We start from the raw sequence: 23,183 nt of genomic DNA on the forward strand, positions 1-23,183 counted from the left end.
TCACATGATGATGACCACATTGAATCGATGGCTGTCTGTACTGATGAGTGCCTTGCTGCTCACATGTTCCGGCGCGGCGAGCGCGGCACCACTCAAGGATATTGCCACCATCGCTGGTGTTCGTGAAAACCCTATCATTGGTTACGGGCTGGTCGTCGGTCTCGATAATTCCGGTGATCAGACAACACAGGCACCCTTTACCGGTCAGGCGCTGCGCAACATGCTGTCGCAGCTCGGCATCACGGTACCCACAGGCAGCAACATGCAGCTTAAAAACGTGGCGGCGGTCATGGTAACGGCCAAGCTGCCACCCTTTGCAAGCCCGGGCCAGGCTGTTGATGTCGTGGTGTCCTCAGTGGGTAATGCCAAGAGCCTGCGCGGCGGTACGTTGTTGATGACCCCCCTCAAGGGAGCTGATGGACAGGTGTATGCGCTTGCCCAGGGGAACGTACTGATCGGCGGGGCCGGCGCTTCAGCAGGTGGCTCCAGTATTGCGGTCAATCAGTTGTCTGCAGGACGTGTCGTCGATGGCGCGATCATCGAACGGAGCGTGCCTCTGGATCTGGCTACGGATGGGCGGATGACGCTTGAACTCAAGGATGCCGATTTCAATACGGCGCTTGATACCATGAATTCGATCAATCGAAGCTTTGGCAGGCCGATTGCACGGGCACTTAACTCACGTACGATCGAGCTGAGGGCACCGATTGAAAAATCAGCGCAGGTCGCCTTTCTGGCCCAGATTCAGCGGGTGGATGTGGGCACGGGGGCGCCGTCACCCAAGGTGGTCATCAATCAGCGTACCGGATCGGTCGTCATGAATGGCACCGTGACGCTTAGTCAGGCGGCAGTAGCCCACGGCAACCTGTCCGTAGTGATCGATAACAATCCGATTGTGTCCCAGCCCAATGCGCTGGCCGGTGGCAATACGGCCGTGGTGCCGAATGCCGATGTCTCCCTGCAGGAAGGGGATGGCTCGCTGCAGGTGATCAACGCCAGTGCCCGTCTGTCGGATGTGGTCAATGCACTTAATGCTCTGGGGGCGACACCGACGGATCTAATGTCGATCCTTCAGGCACTGAAAACGTCTGGTGCCCTTCATGCTGAACTGGATGTGATATAGGAGGCCTTATGGATTTATCCTCTAAATTTGCACTTGATGTTCAGGGGGTATCCCGGCTCAAGTTCACGGCTCGACAGGATCAGCAGGAAGGTCTGAAGCAGACTGCCAGACAATTTGAAGCCATGTTGATGCAGATGATGCTGAAAGGCATGCGTGACACGGTGCCTGAAAGCGGTCTTCTGGGTAGCAATCAAACCAAAATGTATCAGTCCATGATGGATCAACAATGGGCGCAGACCATGTCCGGCCAGGGCATCGGCATTGCGGACATGCTGATCAAGCAGCTGGGCGGCAAGGATGTGCCTGCGGTCAATGATGCGAGTCCTGAGGCGCTGCATGCCAGCCAGCCCCTGGTGGCGGGCATCCCGGTAGGTACACCTGGCGAGCTCAAGCAGGAATGGATACGTGATAACCGGCAGGCACGGGATACCACGTCATCCGGTGACTGGTTCAAGGCGCAGGTACTTGTGGCCGAGCAGGCGGAGACGCGCGTTGCTACTCCTGCGCGCTCTGCTGACGCCTCATCACTTCCCACGCATGTTCAGGCCTTCATTGACAAGGTTGGCGCTGCAGCCGAGCGCATCAGTGCGGTAGCCGGTGTCTCGAGCCGTCTGATCGTGGCGCAGGCAGCCCTTGAAACCGGCTGGGGGCGGCATGAAATTGCCGCGGCCGATGGCAGCAAAAGCCATAACCTGTTCAATATCAAGGCGACCTCGGGCTGGCAGGGAGAGCGAGCCGATGTAATGACGACCGAATATGCCGGGAAGGAAGCCTACCGGATGAAAGATGGATTCAGGGTCTATCATTCCTATGAGCAATCCTTTCAGGATTACGCACGTCTTCTGACGGAAAACAGCCGTTACGATGGCGTGGTGGCTGCTGAAAGTGATGAAGCTGCTGCATGGCAGCTTCAAAACAGTGGCTACGCTACGGATCCGCAGTATGCACGTAAGCTCATTTCCATCATGTCGCAGCTTCCAGAGCACCTGGGGAAGGCTGTCGCATCATCAGGGAGTGTCAGTGAGCCTTCCGCCAGCGGTCGCCTGACGGGCGCCTCATCGGATGATCGCCTTGCTCGCTATACCCTTGATCAAACTCCCTCCCGCATTTTCTGATCATGTGAAGCCCATTCGGGCTTCACTTTATGGCAAGGCCGCCGTTAACAAGTTTCAGAGTAATTACTGACGCCCACCGGGCTATTCGGGGAAAACTATGGCAAATCTGATCAATATCGGTCTGTCGGGTCTCAGGGCCTCTCAGGCCGCACTGAATACCACCAGCAACAACATCAGTAATTCCGACACCGAAGGCTATAACCGTCAGATTGTCAACCTGAAGCAGTTGCCGGGATCCTCCAGCGCAGAAGGTTACTTTGGCAATGGTGTCAACGTTCAGGGAATTGCCCGCCAGTATGAAGGGTACATTTCGACGCAGCTCAATGAGGCCAAAAGTGAGCAGGGAGCGTATAACACCCAGCTGACGCAGATGTCGCAGATCGATAATGTACTGGCCAATGATGAATCAGGCCTGTCGACCATGATGGCCAATTTCTTTTCGAGCTTGCAGAGTTTGTCCAATACGCCGACAGACCCTGCTGTACGCGAGACCCTGCTGGGTAATGCCCAGAGCATGGTGGCGCAGTTCAATTCGGTGTCCAATTATCTTGGCGATATGGAAACCGGTGTCGAAAGCCAGCTTGATGATGCGGTCAGTCAGATCAACAGTTATACCGATCAGATTTCCAACCTTAACAAGCAAATCACACTGACCACTGCACGTACGGGTGAGGCTCCCAACGATCTGCTGGATCAGCGAGACCTGTTCGTTTCAAAGCTCAGTGAGCTGACGTCAGTGGATGTCATCGAACAAAACGGCAAATACAATGTGTCGTTGCCTACCGGTCAGTCACTGGTGCTGGGCGAAAAGAGCTTCAAGATGGCCGTTGAGGATTCAGACGAGGATCCGACCAGAAAAACGCTGGCCCTGGTCAACAGCAGTGGCAACAGCGTTGAACTGAATGAAAAGCGTCTTGATGGTGGTGTCATCGGGGGGCTTCTGGGGTTCAGAAATGAAGGTCTGACTGATGCACAGGGCCGGCTTGGCCAGATTGCGGTAGCGCTTGGTGGGGCTCTCAACGAGCAGCACGAAGCTGGTTTTGACCTCAACGGTGATGCCGGAAAGGCCCTGTTTACGTTTGATGAGCCCTCTTCCTATTCCAATGCCAACAATGACGGTACAGCTACGCTATCGACCACTTTCAGCGGCGATTACAGTGAAGTGAAAGCCAGCAATTACACCGTGACCTATGACGGTGGCGATTACATGGTGACGCGCGACAGCGACAATAGCACTACCACCTTTTCAGCGGCATCATTACCGAATAATGCCGATGGTGACCCAGTGATGACCCTGGATGGCCTGAACATTGCCGTCAGTGGTACGCCCCAGGATGGGGATTCCTTTGTGGTCAAGCCAACGGAAAATGCCGGACGATCGCTCGCGCTGGCACTGAGCGATGCCGCCGAGCTGGCAGCGGCCGGTTCCAGCGGCAGCCTGGGTGACAATACCAATGCGCAGGCGATGGCAGACTTGCAGGGCGGTCTTACAGTAGGTGGTACCACCTCCTTCAGTGGGGCCTATGCGCAGCTGGTCAGTAACGCAGGTACTGAAACGGCGGCGTTGAAGGTCAAAAGCAGTGCTCAGGACAGCGTGGTCAATCAGATCAGTACCGCTCAGCAATCCGTATCCGGGGTTAACCTGGAGGAAGAAGCGGCCAATCTGCTCAAGTATCAGCAGCTCTACACTGCCAATGCCAAGGTTATCGGTACAGCCCAGAACCTGTTCAACACTCTTATCGGTATCATGGGGTAATTATCATGCGTCTTAGTACGGCTTCCATGTTCAGTACCAGTTTGTCGGCCATGCTGAATCAGCAGTCCAAGCTGACAGATGTGAGTCTTCAAATGTCGACCGGCAGGCGTGTGGTAACCGCGTCGGATGATCCCAGCGCTGCATCACAGGCACTGATTACCCGGCAGTCGCTGTCGGAAACAAAACAGTATGCTGATGCCCGCACCACCATGACGCAGAACATGGCACTGGAGGAAACCATCCTCAATAGTGTGACCTCAGCGATTCAGTCGGCTCAGGACAAACTGGTTCAGGCCGGTAATGGAACGCTGTCCGATTCCGACCGACTATCGCTGGCGACGGCCATGGACAGCATTTATCAGGAACTGGTCGGACTTGCCAACTCGACCGATGGTAATGGCAACTACCTCTTTTCCGGCTCCCAGACAGGTACCGTTCCCTTTGGTACCAATGCCGACGGCACTGTCAGTTATCAGGGTGATAACAACCAGCAGTTCATGAAAGTCGATGCCTCACGCAGCATGGAGTCATTCGATAGTGGCCTGGATGTGTTTTCTTCGATTACGGCGGGTGCGAAATTCGTGGCACGTGCTGAGGATTCCAATGCAGGTACTGCGACCTTTACCGGCCCATCAGTAAGTAATTCGGCGGATGCCGAGTACGGCAATGATTTCTCTATCGCCTTTCAAAATGATGGGGCCGGCAATATTACCTATTCTGTTGAAAATCTGACGGCCGGCACTACCACATCGCCTCAGCCGTATACGCCCGGCTCGCAAATTACCTTTGGCGGACTTTCACTGGCGGTCGATGGCACTCCGGAAGATGGTGACAGTTTCAGCGTGGCTCGTGGGCGTGAGCAGGACAATAACTTCATTAATACTCTGAAGGGTGTCGTGGATGCGCTGAGCACGGAACAGAATACGGATGTGGCCAGGGCCCGGTTGTCCAACACGCTATCCTCGGCGTCGCGTCAAATGAGTAACGGGCTAGATAATGTCCTGACCGTCCGTTCGTCCGTAGGCGCGCGCATGAACGAGGTGGACGTGCTGGACACTATTGGCGGCGACCGAAAACTTGCTTATACAGATCGGCTTTCCTCGCTGGTGGATCTGGATTATGCCGAGGCCATTTCTGAATACACGCTCAAGCAGACGTCGCTTGAAGCGGCGCAAAAAACCTTTAGTCAGGTGCAGCGCATGTCGCTGTTTGATCTGATCTGACCGTCGGTAGCACAAAAAAAGCCTCGCTTGTCGCGGGGCTTTTTTACATCCGGATATCGCTTTTCATGATGGTGCAGGTGGTTGGCCCAACTGAGTGGAAAGCTCTGACATCATGTCGAGTCCCTGCTTGAACAGCCCTTCAAAGATGCCTCCCATTTCAGGGAGAAGAAAGGTCAGCAAGACGACACCGAATAACAGCGTCATTGGGAAACCGATGGAGAAGATGGTCAGCTGTGGGGCGGCCCTGTTCAGAATGCCCATTGCCATGTTCACGATCAGCAGGGAAGTAACCAGTGGAAGAGCGAGTAATAGCCCCGCGCTGAAGATCATGCTGCCCCAGAGTGCTACTGTCTGCCATGCATTGGCATTCAGAGACGTTGCACCGATCGGAAGCAGGATGAAGGTATCGCGCAATACTTCCAGCATGTACAGATGCCCGTTAAGAGCCAGAAACAGCATCATGGCAATCAAGTCAAAGAAACGGGCCAGGACCATGGTGGTGCCCCCGGAATCGGGTGTGAATACCGATGCAAACGATAGGCCCATCTGAAAGCCGATGATGTTGGCACTCATTTGAATGGCAGCAAACACGAGCCGAACCACAAAGCCCAGTGCGACTCCGATCAGAACCTGTTGAATGATCAGCCAGCCGCCGGCCCAGGAAATAACGGGTATGGCCGGCATGGGGGGCAGGTCAGGTACCATGGTAAAGCTCAGCATGGCAGCTACACCGATCTGAATCATGCGAGGCATACTGGAATGGCGGAAAATCGGTGCGGCTGCCACAAAGGCCAGAACACGCACGAAGGGCCATAGAAATTCGATGATCCACTGATTCATCTGGGCCGATGTCAGCTCAATCATGCTGACCTACCCACTGATCAGCTGAGGAATGCTGTAAAAAAGCGTTCGGGTGAAATCTACAATATTGCCGATCATCCATGAGCCACCGACGACCAGCGTCAGAAATACGGCCAGAATCTTGGGAATGAATGACAGCGTCATTTCGTTGATCTGTGTGGCAGCCTGGAACAGGCTGACCAGCAGGCCGACCATCAAAGCTACCAGCAACAGCGGTGCGGCCAGCAGCAGCATGAGTTTCATGGCTTGATAGGCCAGATTCATTACGGTTTCAGGGGTCATCCGTGTCTCCCGACTGCGCTAGCCCATGTAGAAGCTTTGGGCCAGTGAGCCCATCAGCAGTTGCCAGCCATCGACAAGCACAAACAGCATCAGCTTGAAGGGCAGTGAAATCGTTGCGGGCGGCACCATCATCATCCCGAGTGCCATCAGTACACTGGCCACCACCAGATCAATGATCAGAAAGGGAATGAAGATAGTGAAGCCGATCTGAAAGGCCGTTTTCAATTCGCTGGTGACGTAAGCCGGCAGCAGCAGTCGCATGGGAACATCGTCCGGCCCTTGCATGGCCGGTGCATCGGCAAGTCGTGCAAACAGGGCCAGGTCTGATTCGCGAGTCTGATTCATCATGAATGTGCGAAGCGGTCCGGCGCCGGTTGTGATGGCCTGCTCCATCGTAATCTCATTATTGGACAGGGGCACATAGGCTTCATCATAGATCTGGGTAAAAACCGGTGACATGACAAAAAAGGTCAGAAACAGCGCCAGGCCGACCAGAATCTGATTGGATGGCGCTGACTGGGTACCCATGGCCGTTCTCAACAGGCTGAAAACGATGATGATTCGGGTGAACCCGGTCATCATCAAAAGAGCGGCCGGCAGGAACGCCATGGATGTCAGCAGCACCAGCATCTGAATATTCAGGGACCATTCCTGACTGCCGTCGGCGGTGGACTGGGCGATGAATCCCGGAGCTGCAGCCCAGCTCTGTCCTGCCATACCGATCATAAGGATGGTCAGTGTCAGGAAAAAGCGAATCATGAGCGGTCCTGCCCTGATGTTGTTGAGCGCTTGAATGAATGTTTCAACTGATGGGCCAGTGCCTGCTTGAAGGTGGGCCGCGTGGCCGGGCCGTTGTGTTCGGCATCGACCAGACTGGCGTCTCGTGGTGATGGGGGCAGGGTATGCAGTACTGAAATGGCATGTGGGGTAACACCCAGTACCAGCCGCGCATCCTCGGTTTCCACCATGACGATACGCTCTCTCTGCCCAAGTTGCTGAGCGCTGATGACGCGCAACTGGCTGTCACCACGGAGATGGCGCAGGGCGCCCATGCGTTTGATCATCGCGCTGCAGGCAAAAATCAGCGCAATGACTACAAGCAGCCCCAGCGCCATTTTACCCATGCTGGCCATGCCGGCCCATTCACCAGACGTTCCTAGCGTGGTATAGGCGCCAGCTGATGAGGCCTGCCCGATACTGACGGCCGTATCCATGGCTGTCTGGTCGAGCTGGGCCATCAGCGGTTGATCCTCTGGATGCGCTCGGTCGGGTTGACAATGTCAGTGACGCGGATGCCGTACTTGTCATCGACCACAACGACTTCACCCTGAGCGATCAGGTACCCGTTGACCAGAATGTCCATCGGCTCACCGGCCAGCCCTTCAAGCTCAACGACCGAGCCCTTGGCCAGGTCCAGTAACTGACGAATTGTCAGCCGGGTGCGGCCCAGTTCGACGGACATGGTGACCGGAATCTCCATGATGACGTCGAGTTCGCGCGGCAAATGATTTTGTCCGGCCGCCGGGCCATCCAGTGACTTGAAAATGTCATCGGCGCTTGCAGCGGTGGCATTTGTCGCAGTGCTCTGGGCCTGCTCGACCTCTTCCTGTTCGGCGAAGGCGTCGCCCCAGATATCCTCGGCACTGGCTTCTTCCTGACCTTCGGCGTCGGCCTGTTCGGCGAAGGCATCGCCCCAGATATCCTCGGCACTCGGCTCCGTGCTATCGCTTTCGCTGGCAGGGAGGTCGGTGTCGTTGTCTTTTTGATCTTCAGGCTTGTTTGGATCAGACATTTTTCAAATCCCGGTAAGTGTCCTGTACGACATGGTCAATCACGCGTTTGACGCGCAGCCCTTTTTGCCCGTTGGTCGAGCCATAGTTGCATTCCAGTACCGGCACGCCATCGATGCGTGCAATCACGTCCTTTGGCAGGTCAAAGGGAAATACATCCCCAACCTTCATTTTCGAGATGCGGGCCAGATGTGTGTGTATTTCCCCGAAGGTGGCCACCAGATCCACACTCGAGTCCTTGACCTCACCTGCCAGCTTGCGGCGGCGGAACTGCTCTTCATCCTTGTCCATGTTCTGCTGCGTGCCCGACATCTCTTCCTTGATCGGCTCGACCATGGCGTAGGGCATGCAGATATGGAAATCACTGCCAAAGGCACCGACTTCAAGATGAAATGTGGTGTTGATCACCAGCTCATTGGGTGTGTTCACGATATTGGTGAACTTCACCTGCATTTCCGAGCGTTGGTACTCAAGCTCTACCGGGAAAATGCTTTGCCAGCCTTCGCCATAGCTTTCCAGTGCCAGGTTCAGCAGACGTCGAATCAGGCGCTGTTCGGTATGGGTAAACTCGCGGCCTTCCGACTTGGTCAAAAAGCGCCCATCGCCGCCAAACAGGTTGTCTACCACCAGAAAAACCACGTTGGGTGGGAAGACGATCAGCGCATTGCCCCGAAGAGGCTTGATGGCGATCATGTTGATATTGGCAGGCACCGGCAGGTTACGAGTAAAATCAATGTATCGCTGATATTTAACAGGCCCTACCGTGATGTCGGCCGTGCGGCGAATCAGGTTGAACAGCGCCATGCGGAAGCGCCGCGCGAACCGTTCATTGATGATATCCAGACCATGCAGGCGGCGTCGGATCATGCGCTGCTGGGTAGCCGGGTCATAGGGACGAATCTTCTTGCCCGACGAGGTGTCCTGCGCGGCGGAGGCACCTTCGTCCTCATCCCCGCTTACACCTTTCAGCAGGGCATCGATCTCATCCTGCGAAAGCATGTCATCAGCCATGGCTGTGTCCTTGTCAGGTTACTGAATAATGAAATCGGTGAAGAGCACATCCGATACGGTGACCGGTGCCTGAGTCCCTTCGAAGGGCTGTGAAAAGGCTGTGCGAATATCGTCAGCCAATGTCTTTTTGCCATCGAGTGTGGTCAGTTCATCCGTTTTCTTGCTGGTAAGTACCATCAGAATACGGTTACGTGCTTCTGGCATATGCTCGACCAGCTGCAGCTTGTCATTGTCGGTACCGGCACGCAGGGAGATCCCGACATAGAGCATGCGTCCACTGTTGTCACCCAGGTTGACGGTAAACGGCTTGAGCTCGACAAAGACTGGAGCCGGTGGGGGGGGCGGGGGTGTTACTTCTGCGACCTGTTCTTCACCCGGACCCTTGTCAGCCAGCAGAAAATAATACGCACCCGCCGCAGCACCTGCCGTCAGCAACACGGCCAGCAAAACGATCAGCCATGTCTTGGATTTCTTCTTTTCTTCAGGAGCGGTGGTTTTTACGTTTGCTTTTGCCATGAATGTGCCTTTCTGTGCCGGGCTGTTGATAGTGTTGATAGTACGCAGGCTGGCGCCGAACGAAGGACTAAAAAGACGTGATCGAGAGGGTTACCTTTTGCTTTTAGAACCGGGGCTTAAAGGCAGGTTATGCGGGGAGGGCGTAGACAGGATTCAGTGAGTGTCATCATTGAAAAAGGGGCCTTTCGGCCCCTTTTTGATAGCGCTTTCCTGCTCAGGCGAAAAGATCAACGCCCCCGGGTCGTGATGCTGGTGTGCTCCGCTGCATGATGTCATCAGCGGTTGTTACCACGTCTGCTTCACCAATACCGGCATCGCCACCGGACGTGCGGCCATTGCCCTGCTGGTCGGAGGACTGATTGAAGCTGAACTGCTGTGATGGCTGGCCTTGCTGGTCATTGACACTGGTTTGCCCCAGGGAAATACCGTTGTCAGCCATGGCTTCCTTCAGTTGGGGAAGTGCAGACTCTACGGCGGCACGAACATGAGCATTGGCTGAAAAGAAATGGGCCTGTGCTCCCTGGTCATCCATCTTGAGGCTGATGGACAGTGGTCCAAGATCTCTGGGGTTAAGGTGCAGCTCGGCCTGCCCCATTCCCTGATGGCTCATGCGGATGACATGCTGCCCCATCGATTGATTCCAGCCCTGAGTTCCCAGGGATTCATTCACCACGCCGCTATATGTCGCCGCCTGAGCCGCTACGCTTCCGGGCGCAGCCATCTGCTGGGAAGTACCGCTGGATTGCTGCAGCAGGCTGGAAAAAACCTGGGCAGAGGAGGAACTCTCCTGGCTGCCGTGCTGTGAATACATGCCAGCCACGGAAAGGGCGGTATCGCCACGCCGATCATTTCCACCCTTGCCCTGTTGCCGGTCATCGGCTTCTGCAATGTTTTGTGCAGCCAGACGTTGACGCTGATCAGTTGCCTGTTCGCCCTGGAACGCTTCCTTGTGGAGTGCGGCGGGGCGTGATGTACCCTGAGATACATTATTTGATGCCGCTCCAGCGCTGCGGGGTGCCTGAGAGGTTGCCTGCTGCGCCAGTGAGGCTGCGCCGGCACCCAGGGTGGCAGCAGCGTCCTTGACATCCTGGTTTTCCGCGCTACTGGCCAGATCGCGAAGGCCCTGTTTTGACGCAGCGCCTTTATCAATCCTTTCTGAAGCTGTTGAAACTGCAGTCGCAAGCGCCGTTTTTTCACCTCCTGCCCTGACAGCCCTTCCTGTATCCGAACCTTGTTCAGCAGTGGTGGCTCCTGCACTCATGCGTGCAGAAAGCGCCTTGAAGGCAGAGAGTTGATCAATCAGCCCCTTGGGGCCTGACGGCTTGTTTGCCAGTGCGTCAGACATTTCTGCTGGCATTTTAGGCGCATTCCCTGAGGTCAATGCACCGGATGACCAGGCTTCCGAGTCAATGGCCCTGTTTTTGGCAACAGAGTGACCTGTCTCCGTATCGGCAGTGGTGCTGTCAGCCTCATCCCCCCTGGCAGCTGTGGCCTCATCAGGTGATGAGGTCGATGAGCCTTGCTGATCCGAGCCTTGAGGCCTGCCTTCGGCGGGCCCTTCCGGGCGCGCCTGCTGACGTGACACCGAGTCGCTGAACATGCTGTTGAAGGTTTGATCGCTGCCTTCGCTGGCGGTACTGCCTTTTCCGGGGCTGCTGGCGGGAGCAGCCGAGGGAGATAACATCGTCACTGAAGAGGTCATGGTGATATTTCCTGAAGGCTCAGCCAAATTGTGAGACGGCGCGACTGGCAAATTCGTCAGACTGGTGTTGTTCCTGCTTGCGGGCGCTCTCATCAGCTTCTTCACGCCGACGAGTGGCCAGTACATCATAGGAATTCAGCCGCTGCTGATGGTGCTGCCAGTCACGAACACCCTGAGATACATGGCTATCACAGGAGTTCAGCGAGTGACGCTGCTGTTCGATGGCCTGGTCGAGGCTGACGATGAAGCTTTGATAGTTCTGCAGCTCATTCATGCTGATGCCGTTTTTCATGGCGTCGTCGAGTCTCTGGCGGTATTCGCTGCGATACTCGAGCAACATATCTAGCTGTTTTTGACTTTGCTGGCGCGTCTGGCGAAGCTTGCCCAGTTGCTGTGCAGCGTTATCACGTTCACTGGTTTCAAGATCGATCAGTGTATCCAGTGCAGAAGAATGGCTTGCCATCGTTTACTCCTTGAACCTTGCCATCAAAAGAGATGGTTGAGCTTCATCACAGCCTCACCGTAGGTCGTGCTTTCGGACATGCGCTGCTGGAGAAACTCTTCAAGCTTCGGATAGAGCTTTATGGCCTGGTCCAGTAGCGGGTCACTGCCGGGCGCATAGGCGCCAACACTGATCAAGTCCCGGTTTCGCTGGTAGCGTGACATCATTTGTTTAAAGTACTTGATTCGGTCGAAATGTGTTTCGTCGATAAGTGCGGTCATCGCACGACTTATCGATGCTTCAATGTCAATGGCGGGGTAGTGTCCCGCTTCGGCCAGCCGCCGTGACAGCACGATATGTCCATCGAGAATGGCGCGTGCGGCATCGGCAATTGGATCCTGCTGGTCGTCGCCTTCTGTCAGTACCGTGTAGAAAGCGGTAATTGATCCCTTGTCCGGCGCATCATTGCCCGCTCGCTCGACCAGCGCCGGTAGCCGGGCAAATACCGAGGGTGGATATCCCTTGGTGGCAGGAGGTTCACCAATCGCCAGTGCAATTTCTCGCTGAGCCATGGCATATCGGGTGAGGGAGTCCATGATCAACAGGACATTCAGGCCCTTGTCCCTGAAATCCTCGGCCAGACGGGTAGCATAAGCCGCTCCCTGAAGCCGCAGCAGTGGTGAATTGTCTGCTGGTGCTGCTACCACCACCGAGCGCTTTATTCCTTCATCGCCCAGAATGTTCTCGATGAAATCCTTGACCTCGCGGCCGCGCTCACCGATCAAACCTACAACGATGACATCGGCTCGGGTATAACGTGCCATCATGCCCAGCAGTACACTTTTACCTACGCCGGACCCGGCAAACAGGCCCAGCCGCTGCCCGCGGCCAATGGTCAACAGGGCATTGATACTGCGAACGCCCACATCCAGTACTTCCTTTATCGGCTCGCGTTGCAATGGGTTGAGGATTGGTGCGTTCAGGGAAACGTATTCGGCATCTTCCGGCGCCGGCCTGCCGTCCAGAGGACGGCCCCGTGCATCAACGATCCGGCCCAGCAGGGCATGACCGACAGGAAAGCGCTTGCCTTGCTGGTGGCCGGTATCGATGGCTCGAACCCGTGCGCCGGGTACCAGTCCGGCAGTTTCGACGTAAGGCATCAGGAACAGCCGGTCACCGGTAAATCCGACAACTTCGGCTTCGGCCGTGCCGCTATGGTCATCCAGTTCGATCAGACAGCTTGAACCCAGTGGCAGTTTGAGGCCGGTGGCTTCAAGTACCAGGCCGGCGGCCCGGGTCAGTCGACCGAACTCCTGGGTTTGTCTAACGCGGTTGACCTGTCCGGTGGCCTGAGTGAGGCGTTGGTGCCAGTGCGCTGTAAACGGCGACGAGAGGGAGGTCATCAATGTTCACCATGGCCCACGGCCTGGCGGATGCGATCCCACCGTCCGGCACGCGTGGCATCAATTTCACGGAAGTCGGTTTCAATGCGGCAATCACCGCGCTGCATGTCATGGTCGGCCAGCAGCTGCCAGCCGGCCTGGGTGAGTGCTTCGGAAAGCTGGTTTTTTACCAGATCAAGATCGTCGGGATTGACAAATAAACGAGGTTGACCTGTCAGCGTGGGCTCGTTGGCCAGCAGATCCTCAACATCATCCAGAATATGTTCCGGTGACAGATCCAGTGCTCGATTGGCCAGCTGGCGACCTGTTTCAAGGGCTAGATCGACCAGCTGCCGCCCAAGATCTTCATTGAGATGCGCCATGCTGTGTGAAAACTGCTCTACCAGTACGCTGATCGGTGAAATGGTATTATCCAGCCGCACGGCCAGCATGTTGGCATACTCGTCGTGGGCCTGTTGCTCTCCATCCTTGCGGCCTTCGTTGAAGCCTTCTTCATATCCCTGTTGACGCCCGGCTTCCATGCCTTCCCTGCGGGCCTGCTCGTATATGGCACGACGTCTGGCATCCTCCTCACGCCGCTGCTGGCGAGGATCGGGGCCTTTGGCGGCGGCAGGGCGGGCGCCGGCACGCCGCTCCAGTGACCCCATTTCCCATCGTTGCCAATGCTCGGGTGCATCAGACATATGCCTCATCACCTCCGCTGATTTGAATTTCACCGGAATCGGCCAGCCTTCGGATCAGCAGCAGAATGTTTTTCTGTTCTGCTTCAACGACGGATACACGAAGCGGCCCGCGCATCTGCATGTCTTCTCGCATCATCTCGGCAGCACGGTTGGACATGTTGGACAGGAAGCGGTTGAGCATTTCTTCCGGTGCACCCTTGAGTGCCACAACCAGCGAGTTGGTATCGATATCCTGCATGATGCGCTGGATCGTACGGTCGTCGAGGTCGGCAATGTTCTCGAACACGAACATCTCGTCGATGATCTGCTGGGCGAGCGAATCGCTGTAATTGCGGACGGTCTCGATAACGCTCTCTTCCTGAGTAGTATTCATCAGGTTGAGAATTTCGGCCGCGGTTCTTACGCCGCCCATCTTGCTGCGCTTGAGGTTCTGGCCATCGAGCAGGCCGCCCAGTACTTCGGTGAGTTCCTGCAGGGCGGCAGGCTGTACACCACTGAACGTGGCAATACGCAGGACGATGTCGTTGCGCAGGGCATCATCGAACAAGGCAAGAATATCTGCTGCCTGATGGCGCTCGAGGTGAACAATTACCGTGGCTATGATCTGCGGGTGTTCGTCGCGAATCATTTCGGCAACCACCGTCGGCTCCATCAGGTTAAGGGCATCAATGCCGGAGCCATGGTTTGCCTCGAAGATATCTTCCAGCATGCTGGCAGCACGGTCTTCTCCAAGCGCCTTCACCAGCACCGTGCGGATATGTTCGCTGGAGTTGATATCGATCGCGCTCAGTTGATCCAGCTCACTGTGGAAAAGGTTCAAGACTTCCGCAATACGCTCCCTGGATACCTGACGCAGGCCTGCCATCGCCATCCCCAGCTGTTGTACATCTCTGGGGGACAGGAACTTGAAGACCTCGGCGGCAGTATCCTCATCCAGTGTCATCATCAGGATGGCGCTGCGCTCCAGACCTTCTTCGTTAACAGCTGAATTATTTGCCATGTTCGCTCATCCACCCCTTGATAATCACGGCAACCAGCTTGGGATCTTCCTGCGCGAGGTTGCGAGTCTTGTCCAGTTTACGGTTGTAGTCATCACGTTTTTTCTGGCGTTTCTGTTCTTCTGCCTTGGTCAGCGCTGTATTTTCTTCAGCGTCATCCTCATCTTCGTCCTCGTCGTCATCTCCTACTGTGGCAGAGAAGCCTTCAGGTGTGCTGGCGACAGGTGCAGGCAGATAGCGGCCGGCATAGGGCTTGACCAGTTTCTTCCAGAGAATCAGTGCCACCAGAGCGATCAGCAGGTACTTGCCAATGGTCATGGCCAGTGCAATCAGCTGTGGATTTTCCCACCAGGCGGGTTCAGGCAATGGCTGCGTCTTGGTAAAGCGTGAGTTGACCACTTCAAGAGAGTCACCCCGTGTCGCGCTGAAGCCCATGGCTTCACGTACCAGCCGGTTGATGCGATCAAGCTCATCGGCATCCAGCGCCACCATGGTGATATTGCCTTCTTCATCCACCGTGGGTCGATAATCCACAACGACGGCCACTGACAGACGGCTGACGGTGCCGGTATCTTCCTTGACGTGGCGGATGGTGCGATCCACTTCATAGTTAGTCGTGACGTTTTTCTGGGATGATTTTGGGGCGGTTACTTCTGTATTGGCGTTTTCACCCGTGTTGGGGTTGTTGATCGGTGAAGCTGCCGTGCCTGGTGGCTGGTTGCTCAGTGCGCCGGGCACGCCACCTACGGTGCCTTCACCGATCTGGCTTGACTCGCTGGATTGCTGGCTGCGCACTGCCGCTTCATTTGGCGGTTGATTTGGGCCGTATTGTTCCTGGGTATGTTCGCCCACCGAGAAATCGATATCGGCGTTGACCATGGCCTTGACGTTTTCCTGACCAACCAGCGGCGCAATAATGGCTTCAATACGCTGACGAATATTGTCTTCGATTTTCGAGGTATACGTCAGTTGGGTTTCATTCATGCTGCCCATGGCGTCATTGGCCTTGCTGGACAACAACTTGCCCGATTCATCAACGACGGTGACCTGACTTGCCGGCAAATCGGTAACGCTGCTCGATACAAGGTGAGCAATGGCATTGACCTGACCCGGATCAAGTACCCGGCCACCGTAAAGTGACAGCACCACGGACGCCCGCGGCGTTTTCTTGTCACGTACAAAGACGCTGGGCTTTGGAATGGCCAGATGAACCCGGGCGGTACGCACGCTACCCAGAGATTCGATGGAGCGTGCCAGTTCGCCTTCCAGTGACCGCTGATAATTAATATGCTCTGCGAATTGACTGATCCCGAAGGACTGGGTATCCATCAATTCAAACCCCACATTGCCGCCATGAGGCAGGCCCTGAGTTGCCATCGCCAGCCGCGTTTGTGCGACCTTGTCGGCGGGAATGGAAATGGTTTCTCCGTTGGGAGTGAGTTTGTACGGGATCTGCATCTGTTCAAGCTGCGTGACGATTTCTCCACCGTCACGGCCGCTCAGGTTGGAAAACAGGACGCGGTAATCCGGCGTTCGAGCCCATAAAAGCAGGGTCACGATAATAGCCAGCGCTGCTGCTCCTGCCACAATGGCGGGGATCAGCGGGTTGGCCTTGATCTGCTCTATCAACGACGGCTTCTGCTTGTCTTCCACCGTGGTTGAGGTAGCTCCGTTAGTCATATGTGCGCCTCGTCACGCCAACTCTGCCAAGAGATAAAAGCGGTGACCTCAGTACTTGCCGGTATGACAGATGAGGTTGAACACCTCGCGGCCTGGGTCGAGAGTATTATTACCAACCGGGAAAAGTTTCATGGATGGAAAAGGTACGCTTTTAATCGTTAATTATTGTAATCGGCCAGGGCAGGGGGCTGTTAGGCTTCCTTACATCCAAAAATGGACGTTCACTATTGATCCCGGAGATCGTCAATGGCCATTAATACAACAGGTTCCATGCAGGCAGTCCTGCAACAACTACAGGCAACTGCAACACAGGCATCCCAGCAACCGTTATCTGGTGGGGCGAGTGCCTTGTCAGATGGTGACAGTAACAATCACGTAAGCTTCGCCGGTATGCTCAAGTCCTCCATTGATCGTATTGATGGCATGAGACAGGCTGCCAACGTGAAGGCAGAACAATTTGAGCGAGGTGTGCCGGGTATCGGTATCAATGATGTAATGGTGGATATGCAGAAATCGAGCGTCGCCATGGAAATGGGTATTCAGGTGAGGAACCGGCTGATGAGTGCCTACAAGGAAATCATGAGTATGCAGGTATAATTCAGCGTGATCTGAAGAAAAGAAGCCCACATCATGTGGGCTTCTTCTGTATTCAGGCTTCGGTATTGATCATTTGAAGCGTTCCCTCCTTCATGCGCTGAATAATGTTAACCATCTCCTCGGAAGGAATCTGCCTCACTACCTCACCATTGGTCTTGTCGACCAGTTTCACGACCATACGATCAATGTCATCGTTGATTTCAAACTGGACGCTATAGCCTTCCAATAGCGCATTGAGTTCATCGAGTGTTTCGGGAGTAACGTTCGATGTATCGTGTTTTTCATCTTCGGAAAGGAGTAAGGATGAACGATCCGGAGGAGCAGCTGGATCCGGTTTATGTGTGGCCTGTTGAGGCAGTAGCGCACTTGTAGCAATGGGGGGAGAAGCCGGTGGTATGTAGGCTGAAGTCATGTCGGGCACCGCGTGTCGTTAGTGGGGGGACAACGTACGGGTGGGTGATTTTGTCGCTTTTTCTTTTTTATATCGGCGCGATGAAGTGGCACTTTAGGTTCTGTCTTAAAAGTCATGGTTGCCACGCTGTTCCTGTTTCTCGAACGGGAGCGAGTCATTACATGCCGTTACGAGAGTTGGATCCATGATCAAAGACACCGTTTCTCTACCTCAGGCCATGGGGGCCGTCGTCAGAATTCCTCGGCAGATGCCAAACGGCATTATCTACCTTGGTGCGCAGATGCCGTCATCTATTATAGGGATACGTTGATGTAATGATTTTTGTCAGTGCTTTGGGCAATGTCGTGGTGACGATATCTTTGTCCGCGAGAAGGCGAGACGAATTTTGATACCTTTAGGGTGGACTCAAAACCTATCAGATCCAAGTAGTAGAATGAAATTTTGAAGTAAAAATATTGGCTAAATACCCGATATGGCAAACTGGCCAATAGCTTCAGAATCACGATGATGCTGCCCCATATCACTCGCTTCATGATAGCCGACCTTCCAGATAGAGCTTGGAAATTAACGGGCTGCCTCTAATTTTGAGGCAGCTTGGCTCGCAAAATAATTATCTATTTTTTCTGAAGATATAAAAGTCGGCAAAAGAAGTTTCATTAGGATTCGAACCAGGTTTCATCGGATATTTATTAGGGATATATTCAATAAGATTCCATCCGGAGGCATGTTTTTCAATCCAGTCAGTGAATTTTCTTTTTCTTACATGCGCGTCACGTGTGACTTCCTCAATGTTGGCCGCGTAAATAATACAAAGCTTTCTGGAGGATAAGAAAAGATTCTGCATATATTGATGATAAAGCTGATCATCGATAAGGTGATAAATGACATCCAGTGACATCGTTGCATCAGCTTGTTCAGGAGATTTTAAAAATTCTTCATGAGTAGAGAATTTTTTGTTGCTATGGCTCCTAAATTTTTCACGACAAATAGACACTGATTTTTCTGATATATCGATGCCATGGTAATAAAAGCTGTTTTGAAAAAGCGATAGCTGATGACCATCCCCACATCCAAACTCGATAAGGCTGGTAATGTCGTATTGATCAACGATCCGATTGATTGTTTCAGCCTTGAATGTTGCTAACCGCCCGTATGAACCGGCGCCAGAATTGCCACCATGCTTATATCTTTCATTCCAGTATGCTTGAACATCAAAGCTTTTTTTTGCAGGCTTGGCCTTGGAAGCGAAACTCATTTTTTGCTGAGAGCTATTGTTAGATTCAGCTATATCCTTGGTTTTATCCATGATATTTTTCATGCCGTAGCGCTTGCTTAGCTGCTTTAGCTGCAAGTCATTGCCACCTTTGAAGTTGGCTTCAAACAAGGTTTGCTTCTGGCTGTCAGGCCAGGTCATAAAACCCTGACGCCCAGTATGTTTAAAGCTATAACCATTCAGGCGTGCCATGGCATAAAGCCAGATGTCATCGGCATCCGGGCAAATGTCTGTGAAAATGGAGGCGTCTTTAACGTCTGCATGGAAGCAGTTCGGCGGATATAGAATGCCAGCGCCACTAGTTGGGAAGTTGAGAGTATCTGCCTTGAGAGCGTGAGATGAATTCCACTCCCATTCCTTGTAAGGAAGAACTTCTGATTGATCGCTCAGGCGAATTTTATGAATTCGATGTGCGGCAATTTCTTTTTTACCTGGCTGGGTAGCATCGACCAGTTCTTCAAGCCAGGTTGGTGGATAATAGATGTCATCGTCAGCCGTAGCAATGTAGGCCTCGGGCCATTTTTCAAGAGTTGGCACAATTTTTTTGTAGGATCGAATGTCTTCACAGTAGTGAACTTCAAGACCGCTACTAGTCACTAGTGACAAAACATTTTCAGGCAGCTTTTCCCTATCGTCCTGTGCAATCCATAGAATAACCCGGTCAGGCGCTACCGTTTGGGTCAGTAAACTTTGTAATGTTGCCCATAGTGTCGAAAAGCGCCCTGGATAAGAGGTGAGGGATACGACCAAATCGCTTGGCAAACCATGAGAGCGTGGTTTGATGGGTCGGTTAGCCAGCATCATTGCTTGTACCATGGGCTGCCACTGAGTGTCTGCCGACATCAGAGCGCTACCTGCCTCTTCTTCTACGGTGTCCAGATATTGCTGCTGTTCAGCAGGGCTAGCCAGTAAAGAACAGGCTGCGTCTTGAAGGCCGTAAACAGTGTGGAGGAGGAAGGAAAGCTTGGTTGCCTGTCGGTGGTCAAGTGCTTCCATTCTTTCGTGATCGGGCAGGAGTAGTGCCTGCGCGGAAAGCAATTCAGAAGATGGTTGCCTATCATCGATCAAGCCTGCCGGCATAAGGCTGCGATGCTTGAGATCATGTAGCCGATAGAACCGGAATCCATTGTTGTTGGCCCAGCATTGCACTTCGCCCAAGCTGGTCTGGCGTTCATGTGTTGGCTGAAAGGCCACATTGACTTGAATAAGCAGGCTGGACTTCAATGCTTTTTTGCCGTGCTCAAGTATGGTTACACTATCGCTCAACTCATCTATTACCAGCCAATCCAGACTGGGCAGGCCATCAATATTATCCAGCGCCACTGTATTGAAGGGGAGTCGTGCTAGTACACGCCGACCGTCTGTTTCCGTGCTTGCGGCCAATGGTTCAAGCAGGCTGCTCATGTCAGGGTCTAGCGTAGCCTTTAAAGTTGTTGAGTGACCATCGCCAAGACTATTGTTGGCATAGTAATGAATGCCCGCTCTGGTCGACGCCGGATTCTTTGCTTCTAGACTGGCTGGATCAAAGATTACAAGCTCAAGGGCCTCCTTGTTTAGAATCTCTCCAATAATAGGGTTGCCCAGTAGGCGAGCGCCATTATCGACCGCAATAATCTTGCCTTGTAATTTCCAACTGAAATCACTCTGAGTAATGGTTTCAGGCGTGGACCTGAAAATTTCAACTACACTATCACTGCTTTCGAAGAAAGCGTTACCTTGCTGATCCAGTATTAACGCTGCGGCGCTGTTTCCTTCACAATGCCGCTGCCAGATGGCATTTATGGCAGTTGAAAAATGTTTGCCAAATCGCTCGGCGTCACATACTGGCGACTGCATCAGGAATTGACGCAAACAAGCGCGAATAACGCTCAGGTTTGGAAGGTCTGATGCAAGCTCGATGACCCGTTGACGATACTCTTCCCAACTGTTTACAACCAGCTCTGGCATCCCCGCATTAATAAGATGTGTTGCAGAGTGGCGTCCTGCAAATGTAGGTCCTGGCATTGTTACTACCGGCACCCCCATCATAAAAGCCTCACAAGTAGTTATGCCGCCTGAGTAAGGCCATGTATCAAGGGCTATATCAATCTCATTGTAGGTGGCCAGTAGTTCCTTGTGTTTTGATTGACCTTGAAAAATTATTCTATCTGGTGTTATCCCACAGGAGGCCAGTTTTGACTGGATCTTGCTGGTATAGTCCTTGCTTTCATACTGACCGCTTTTCAGAAAAAGTTTACTGTTGGGAACTTCGCTCATTAAAAGCGCCCACTGTTCAAGTAAAAAATCATTTATCTTGGCGGCATTGTTAAAGCAGCCGAAAGTTATGTATTGGTTCCTTATTGCTGGGAGTATGGTGATCTGAGGTACATATTCTGGAGCGGTATAACATATATAATCATCCGGCATTCTAATTATTTTTTCAGAATAATAATGGTCAACACCTGGTGGTGTCTCAATGTTGTCTGATATTAGATAGTCATATTGCGGAAGTCCCATTGTATTTATAAGGCCACCCACCCACTTTATGATTATGGGGGCGGGTTTCATTGCCATGGCTTCCATGCGGCTTCCATCACCGTAGCCTGCCATGTCAATAATGATGTCAATGTTGTCTTCTTTTATTTTGTGCGCAAGTTGTTTTTCATCAAGATGACGTGCTGGAATCCAATCCTTTACAGATTTTTTTATTCTTGATGTTATTATATCAGAAGGATCGTTTGAGCTATAGGCTATAAAATCAAAGAAGTCAGAAGTTTTTTCAATGACAGATGTTATCATTTGGCCTACAGGGTGAAGTCTTAGGCCTGGCGATACCAAAGCTATTCTGATTTTTTCTGATTTTTTTTTCTGAATATTATGCAATTTAAATTCGGGTATGTGTTCGAATTTTTTTGCATGTGAAAAAATCATTTGGGTTATATCATTTGCTTTGGCTTCGGGGTCATAGTGGTTTAGTATTATCCTGTTACGTAGTGCCATCTTGAAAGACGGGTCGATATCAAGCGCTTTTTTAAAATAGGGAGTGGCTTGCTTGATCAGGCCTAAGTCCTTATAGTAATTTCCGAAATCATTGAGAATATGTGGGTTTTTCGGGTCATTTTTTAAAAGTTCTTCAAGCGTTTCTTTTAAGCCATTAAAGTCACGTGCCTTGCTTTGAAGATGGCCTTTTACCACAAGACATGGAATGCGCTTGTAACCAAGGTGTTGAGCTTTTTCAATATGCTCCAGTGCGTTGCCTCCATAACTGGTTTCGGCAAGAATCTGGGCAAGGATGAAATGTCCTTGGCCCAGCTCAGGATCGATACGGATGCTTTCCTGAGCCCACTTGAGGGCTTCGTCTGTTTTGCCTAATTTAAAATTGACTTTGGCAAGTAGGCTGAATGTTATGGCATCACTGCCGTCCAGTTCATGTGCCCTGGTTAGTAATTCAAGAGCCTTTTCATTATTTCCTTTTATTTCATGGCAGCTAGCTAGACTTTTCCAGCCAAAAGCATCGTTTGCCTGAGTTGTAACCAGTTTCTCGGAAACGCTGATGGCCTTATCGATTTGTCCCTGCTGATAAGCCACCAGGAAGCTTTTCTTATCTTTTTGTTTTAGTTGAATATTTTTTTTTATTACCTGGCTTTTTTGCTTCATCATGTGCCTCTTTGTGCTTTGACGATAGTTTTGGATTTTATGTAAGTGTATCGGGTGTCAAATGCGCTAAATCGATAAGTAGAAGGATATGATGGGGGTATTTAGTCTCTTGATGATAAAAAGGACACGCATAAAAAAGGCCGGCATAAGCCGGCCTCTTGATTCACCAGGCGATCAGCGCAGCAGGGAGAGCACACCCTGGGTGGTCTGGTTGGCCTGAGCCAGCACCGAGGTACCGGCCTGTTGCAGGATCTGCGCCTTGGACATGTTCGACACTTCGGTCGCGTAGTCGGCATCCTCGATCCGTGAACGGGCCGAACTCAGGTTGGTGGCAGTCGTGCTGATGTTGTCGATGGCGGACTCGAAGCGGTTCTGTACGGCACCCAGGTCGCTGCGTGAGTCATCCACGGACTTCAGCTTGGCATCCAGAATGGCCAGGCCTTCGGAGTTGAGCACGTCAAAGCCCTGACTGTCGACGGTCCGGTCGGCAGCTGCGATGTTGCCACCGCTGATGCCGCCTGTGCCGCTTGACGTGTACATGTTCCAGCCATCGGCGACGGTAGTGGCGGTGGTGTCAGACTGCTCGATGTTGATATCGATGGTCTCGCCATCATCGGCGCCGACCTGAATGCTGAATGACGAGGTGGCGGAGGCAGAGAACAGGGCGGTGCCGTTGAACT

21 protein-coding genes are annotated in these 23,183 nt (G+C 53.0%); 5 read left to right on the top strand and 16 right to left on the bottom strand.

All coding sequences use genetic code 11. From position 1 onward, the window contains the following. Positions 1 to 10: 10 nt before the first annotated feature. From OQ287_RS02530 to flgL, 4 genes are all read left to right on the top strand, one after another. Positions 11 to 1,123: a flagellar basal body P-ring protein FlgI gene (locus tag OQ287_RS02530; protein ID WP_250938004.1), complete on the top strand. Its 1,113-nt coding sequence runs from the start codon at positions 11 to 13 to the stop codon at positions 1,121 to 1,123. A gap of 8 nt (positions 1,124 to 1,131) precedes the next feature. After that, positions 1,132 to 2,238: a flagellar assembly peptidoglycan hydrolase FlgJ gene (flgJ, locus tag OQ287_RS02535; protein WP_265895479.1), complete on the top strand. Its 1,107-nt coding sequence runs from the start codon at positions 1,132 to 1,134 to the stop codon at positions 2,236 to 2,238. A gap of 97 nt (positions 2,239 to 2,335) precedes the next feature. After that, the gene (gene flgK, locus OQ287_RS02540) at positions 2,336 to 3,994 is read left to right on the top strand and encodes a flagellar hook-associated protein FlgK (RefSeq protein WP_250936447.1); all 1,659 of its coding nucleotides are present in this window, start codon (positions 2,336 to 2,338) and stop codon (positions 3,992 to 3,994) included. Between the two features lie 5 nt (positions 3,995 to 3,999). Further along, positions 4,000 to 5,217, top strand: coding sequence for a flagellar hook-associated protein FlgL (flgL, locus tag OQ287_RS02545; protein WP_250936448.1), 1,218 nt, complete (start codon positions 4,000 to 4,002; stop codon positions 5,215 to 5,217). 63 nt (positions 5,218 to 5,280) lie between these two features. Here the strand turns inward: flgL and fliR are convergent, their stop codons facing one another. From fliR to fliF, 13 genes are all read right to left on the bottom strand, one after another. Then, the gene (gene fliR, locus OQ287_RS02550; RefSeq protein WP_265895480.1) at positions 5,281 to 6,081 is read right to left on the bottom strand and encodes a flagellar biosynthetic protein FliR; all 801 of its coding nucleotides are present in this window, start codon (positions 6,079 to 6,081) and stop codon (positions 5,281 to 5,283) included. 6 nt (positions 6,082 to 6,087) lie between these two features. Then, positions 6,088 to 6,360, bottom strand: a complete 273-nt coding sequence (gene fliQ / locus OQ287_RS02555; protein WP_250936450.1) for a flagellar biosynthesis protein FliQ — start codon at positions 6,358 to 6,360, stop codon at positions 6,088 to 6,090. An 18-nt stretch (positions 6,361 to 6,378) separates the two neighbouring features. Then, positions 6,379 to 7,119: a flagellar type III secretion system pore protein FliP gene (gene fliP / locus OQ287_RS02560; protein WP_407658215.1), complete on the bottom strand. Its 741-nt coding sequence runs from the start codon at positions 7,117 to 7,119 to the stop codon at positions 6,379 to 6,381. Continuing rightward, the gene (fliO, locus tag OQ287_RS02565; RefSeq protein WP_250936451.1) at positions 7,116 to 7,598 is read right to left on the bottom strand and encodes a flagellar biosynthetic protein FliO; all 483 of its coding nucleotides are present in this window, start codon (positions 7,596 to 7,598) and stop codon (positions 7,116 to 7,118) included. Before fliO ends, fliP begins: the two co-directional genes overlap by 4 nt. After that, a complete protein-coding gene (fliN, locus tag OQ287_RS02570; protein ID WP_250936452.1) occupies positions 7,598 to 8,152 on the bottom strand; it encodes a flagellar motor switch protein FliN in 555 nt (184 codons plus the stop codon). Before fliN ends, fliO begins: the two co-directional genes overlap by 1 nt. Next, positions 8,145 to 9,161, bottom strand: a complete 1,017-nt coding sequence (fliM, locus tag OQ287_RS02575) for a flagellar motor switch protein FliM (RefSeq protein ID WP_250936453.1) — start codon at positions 9,159 to 9,161, stop codon at positions 8,145 to 8,147. The genes fliN and fliM overlap by 8 nt, the downstream gene beginning before the upstream one ends. Before the next feature lie 18 nt (positions 9,162 to 9,179). Then, positions 9,180 to 9,677 (bottom strand): flagellar basal body-associated protein FliL, encoded by a 498-nt coding sequence (fliL, locus tag OQ287_RS02580; protein WP_250936454.1) that lies wholly within the window; start codon positions 9,675 to 9,677, stop codon positions 9,180 to 9,182. Between the two features lie 214 nt (positions 9,678 to 9,891). Next, positions 9,892 to 11,379, bottom strand: coding sequence for a flagellar hook-length control protein FliK (locus OQ287_RS02585; RefSeq protein ID WP_265895481.1), 1,488 nt, complete (start codon positions 11,377 to 11,379; stop codon positions 9,892 to 9,894). 19 nt (positions 11,380 to 11,398) lie between these two features. Beyond that, positions 11,399 to 11,842 (bottom strand): flagellar export protein FliJ, encoded by a 444-nt coding sequence (fliJ, locus tag OQ287_RS02590; RefSeq protein WP_250936456.1) that lies wholly within the window; start codon positions 11,840 to 11,842, stop codon positions 11,399 to 11,401. Positions 11,843 to 11,865: 23 nt separating this feature from the next. After that, positions 11,866 to 13,224 carry a flagellar protein export ATPase FliI gene (gene fliI / locus OQ287_RS02595; protein WP_250936457.1) on the bottom strand — a complete coding sequence of 453 codons (1,359 nt, stop codon included), beginning with the start codon at positions 13,222 to 13,224 and terminating at the stop codon, positions 11,866 to 11,868. Next, positions 13,224 to 13,907: a flagellar assembly protein FliH gene (locus OQ287_RS02600; RefSeq protein WP_265895482.1), complete on the bottom strand. Its 684-nt coding sequence runs from the start codon at positions 13,905 to 13,907 to the stop codon at positions 13,224 to 13,226. The genes fliI and OQ287_RS02600 overlap by 1 nt, the downstream gene beginning before the upstream one ends. Beyond that, a complete protein-coding gene (gene fliG / locus OQ287_RS02605) occupies positions 13,900 to 14,907 on the bottom strand; it encodes a flagellar motor switch protein FliG (RefSeq protein WP_250936459.1) in 1,008 nt (335 codons plus the stop codon). Before fliG ends, OQ287_RS02600 begins: the two co-directional genes overlap by 8 nt. Then, positions 14,897 to 16,585: a flagellar basal-body MS-ring/collar protein FliF gene (gene fliF / locus OQ287_RS02610; protein WP_250936460.1), complete on the bottom strand. Its 1,689-nt coding sequence runs from the start codon at positions 16,583 to 16,585 to the stop codon at positions 14,897 to 14,899. Before fliF ends, fliG begins: the two co-directional genes overlap by 11 nt. 246 nt (positions 16,586 to 16,831) lie before the next feature. On the opposite strand from fliF, the gene fliE reads away from it, so the two are divergent. Continuing rightward, a complete protein-coding gene (gene fliE / locus OQ287_RS02615; RefSeq protein ID WP_265895484.1) occupies positions 16,832 to 17,182 on the top strand; it encodes a flagellar hook-basal body complex protein FliE in 351 nt (116 codons plus the stop codon). Positions 17,183 to 17,234: 52 nt separating this feature from the next. Here the strand turns inward: fliE and OQ287_RS02620 are convergent, their stop codons facing one another. The 3 genes from OQ287_RS02620 to OQ287_RS02630 all read right to left on the bottom strand — a co-directional run. Next, positions 17,235 to 17,594 carry a flagellar protein FlaG gene (locus OQ287_RS02620; protein ID WP_265895485.1) on the bottom strand — a complete coding sequence of 120 codons (360 nt, stop codon included), beginning with the start codon at positions 17,592 to 17,594 and terminating at the stop codon, positions 17,235 to 17,237. Positions 17,595 to 18,204: 610 nt separating this feature from the next. Continuing rightward, a complete protein-coding gene (locus tag OQ287_RS02625) occupies positions 18,205 to 22,506 on the bottom strand; it encodes an O-linked N-acetylglucosamine transferase family protein (RefSeq protein WP_265895486.1) in 4,302 nt (1,433 codons plus the stop codon). Positions 22,507 to 22,677: 171 nt separating this feature from the next. Continuing rightward, positions 22,678 to 23,183: flagellin (locus OQ287_RS02630; protein ID WP_265895487.1), on the bottom strand; the 506-nt coding region annotated here is incomplete at its 5' end.

This window comes from Larsenimonas rhizosphaerae, from assembly GCF_026240105.1.
GTDB classification, from domain to species: domain Bacteria; phylum Pseudomonadota; class Gammaproteobacteria; order Pseudomonadales; family Halomonadaceae; genus Larsenimonas; species Larsenimonas rhizosphaerae.

Bases quoted from the DNA above. Each gene is read 5' to 3' on its own strand.
- OQ287_RS02625 (WP_265895486.1), bottom strand. From the start codon at position 22,506: ATGATGAAGCAAAAAAGCCAGGTAATAAAAAAAAATATTCAACTAAAA.
- fliG (WP_250936459.1), bottom strand. From the start codon at position 14,907: ATGGCAAATAATTCAGCTGTTAACGAAGAAGGTCTGGAGCGCAGCGCC.
- OQ287_RS02530 (WP_250938004.1), top strand. From the start codon at position 11: ATGACCACATTGAATCGATGGCTGTCTGTACTGATGAGTGCCTTGCTG.
- flgL (WP_250936448.1), top strand. From the start codon at position 4,000: ATGCGTCTTAGTACGGCTTCCATGTTCAGTACCAGTTTGTCGGCCATG.
- fliR (WP_265895480.1), bottom strand. From the start codon at position 6,081: ATGATTGAGCTGACATCGGCCCAGATGAATCAGTGGATCATCGAATTT.
- fliM (WP_250936453.1), bottom strand. From the start codon at position 9,161: ATGGCTGATGACATGCTTTCGCAGGATGAGATCGATGCCCTGCTGAAA.
- fliF (WP_250936460.1), bottom strand. From the start codon at position 16,585: ATGACTAACGGAGCTACCTCAACCACGGTGGAAGACAAGCAGAAGCCG.
- fliE (WP_265895484.1), top strand. From the start codon at position 16,832: ATGGCCATTAATACAACAGGTTCCATGCAGGCAGTCCTGCAACAACTA.
- fliP (WP_407658215.1), bottom strand. From the start codon at position 7,119: ATGATTCGCTTTTTCCTGACACTGACCATCCTTATGATCGGTATGGCA.
- fliL (WP_250936454.1), bottom strand. From the start codon at position 9,677: ATGGCAAAAGCAAACGTAAAAACCACCGCTCCTGAAGAAAAGAAGAAA.
- fliJ (WP_250936456.1), bottom strand. From the start codon at position 11,842: ATGGCAAGCCATTCTTCTGCACTGGATACACTGATCGATCTTGAAACC.
- fliQ (WP_250936450.1), bottom strand. From the start codon at position 6,360: ATGACCCCTGAAACCGTAATGAATCTGGCCTATCAAGCCATGAAACTC.
- fliI (WP_250936457.1), bottom strand. From the start codon at position 13,224: ATGACCTCCCTCTCGTCGCCGTTTACAGCGCACTGGCACCAACGCCTC.
- fliO (WP_250936451.1), bottom strand. From the start codon at position 7,598: ATGGCCCAGCTCGACCAGACAGCCATGGATACGGCCGTCAGTATCGGG.
- flgJ (WP_265895479.1), top strand. From the start codon at position 1,132: ATGGATTTATCCTCTAAATTTGCACTTGATGTTCAGGGGGTATCCCGG.
- OQ287_RS02600 (WP_265895482.1), bottom strand. From the start codon at position 13,907: ATGTCTGATGCACCCGAGCATTGGCAACGATGGGAAATGGGGTCACTG.
- flgK (WP_250936447.1), top strand. From the start codon at position 2,336: ATGGCAAATCTGATCAATATCGGTCTGTCGGGTCTCAGGGCCTCTCAG.
- fliN (WP_250936452.1), bottom strand. From the start codon at position 8,152: ATGTCTGATCCAAACAAGCCTGAAGATCAAAAAGACAACGACACCGAC.
- OQ287_RS02620 (WP_265895485.1), bottom strand. From the start codon at position 17,594: ATGACTTCAGCCTACATACCACCGGCTTCTCCCCCCATTGCTACAAGT.
- OQ287_RS02585 (WP_265895481.1), bottom strand. From the start codon at position 11,379: ATGACCTCTTCAGTGACGATGTTATCTCCCTCGGCTGCTCCCGCCAGC.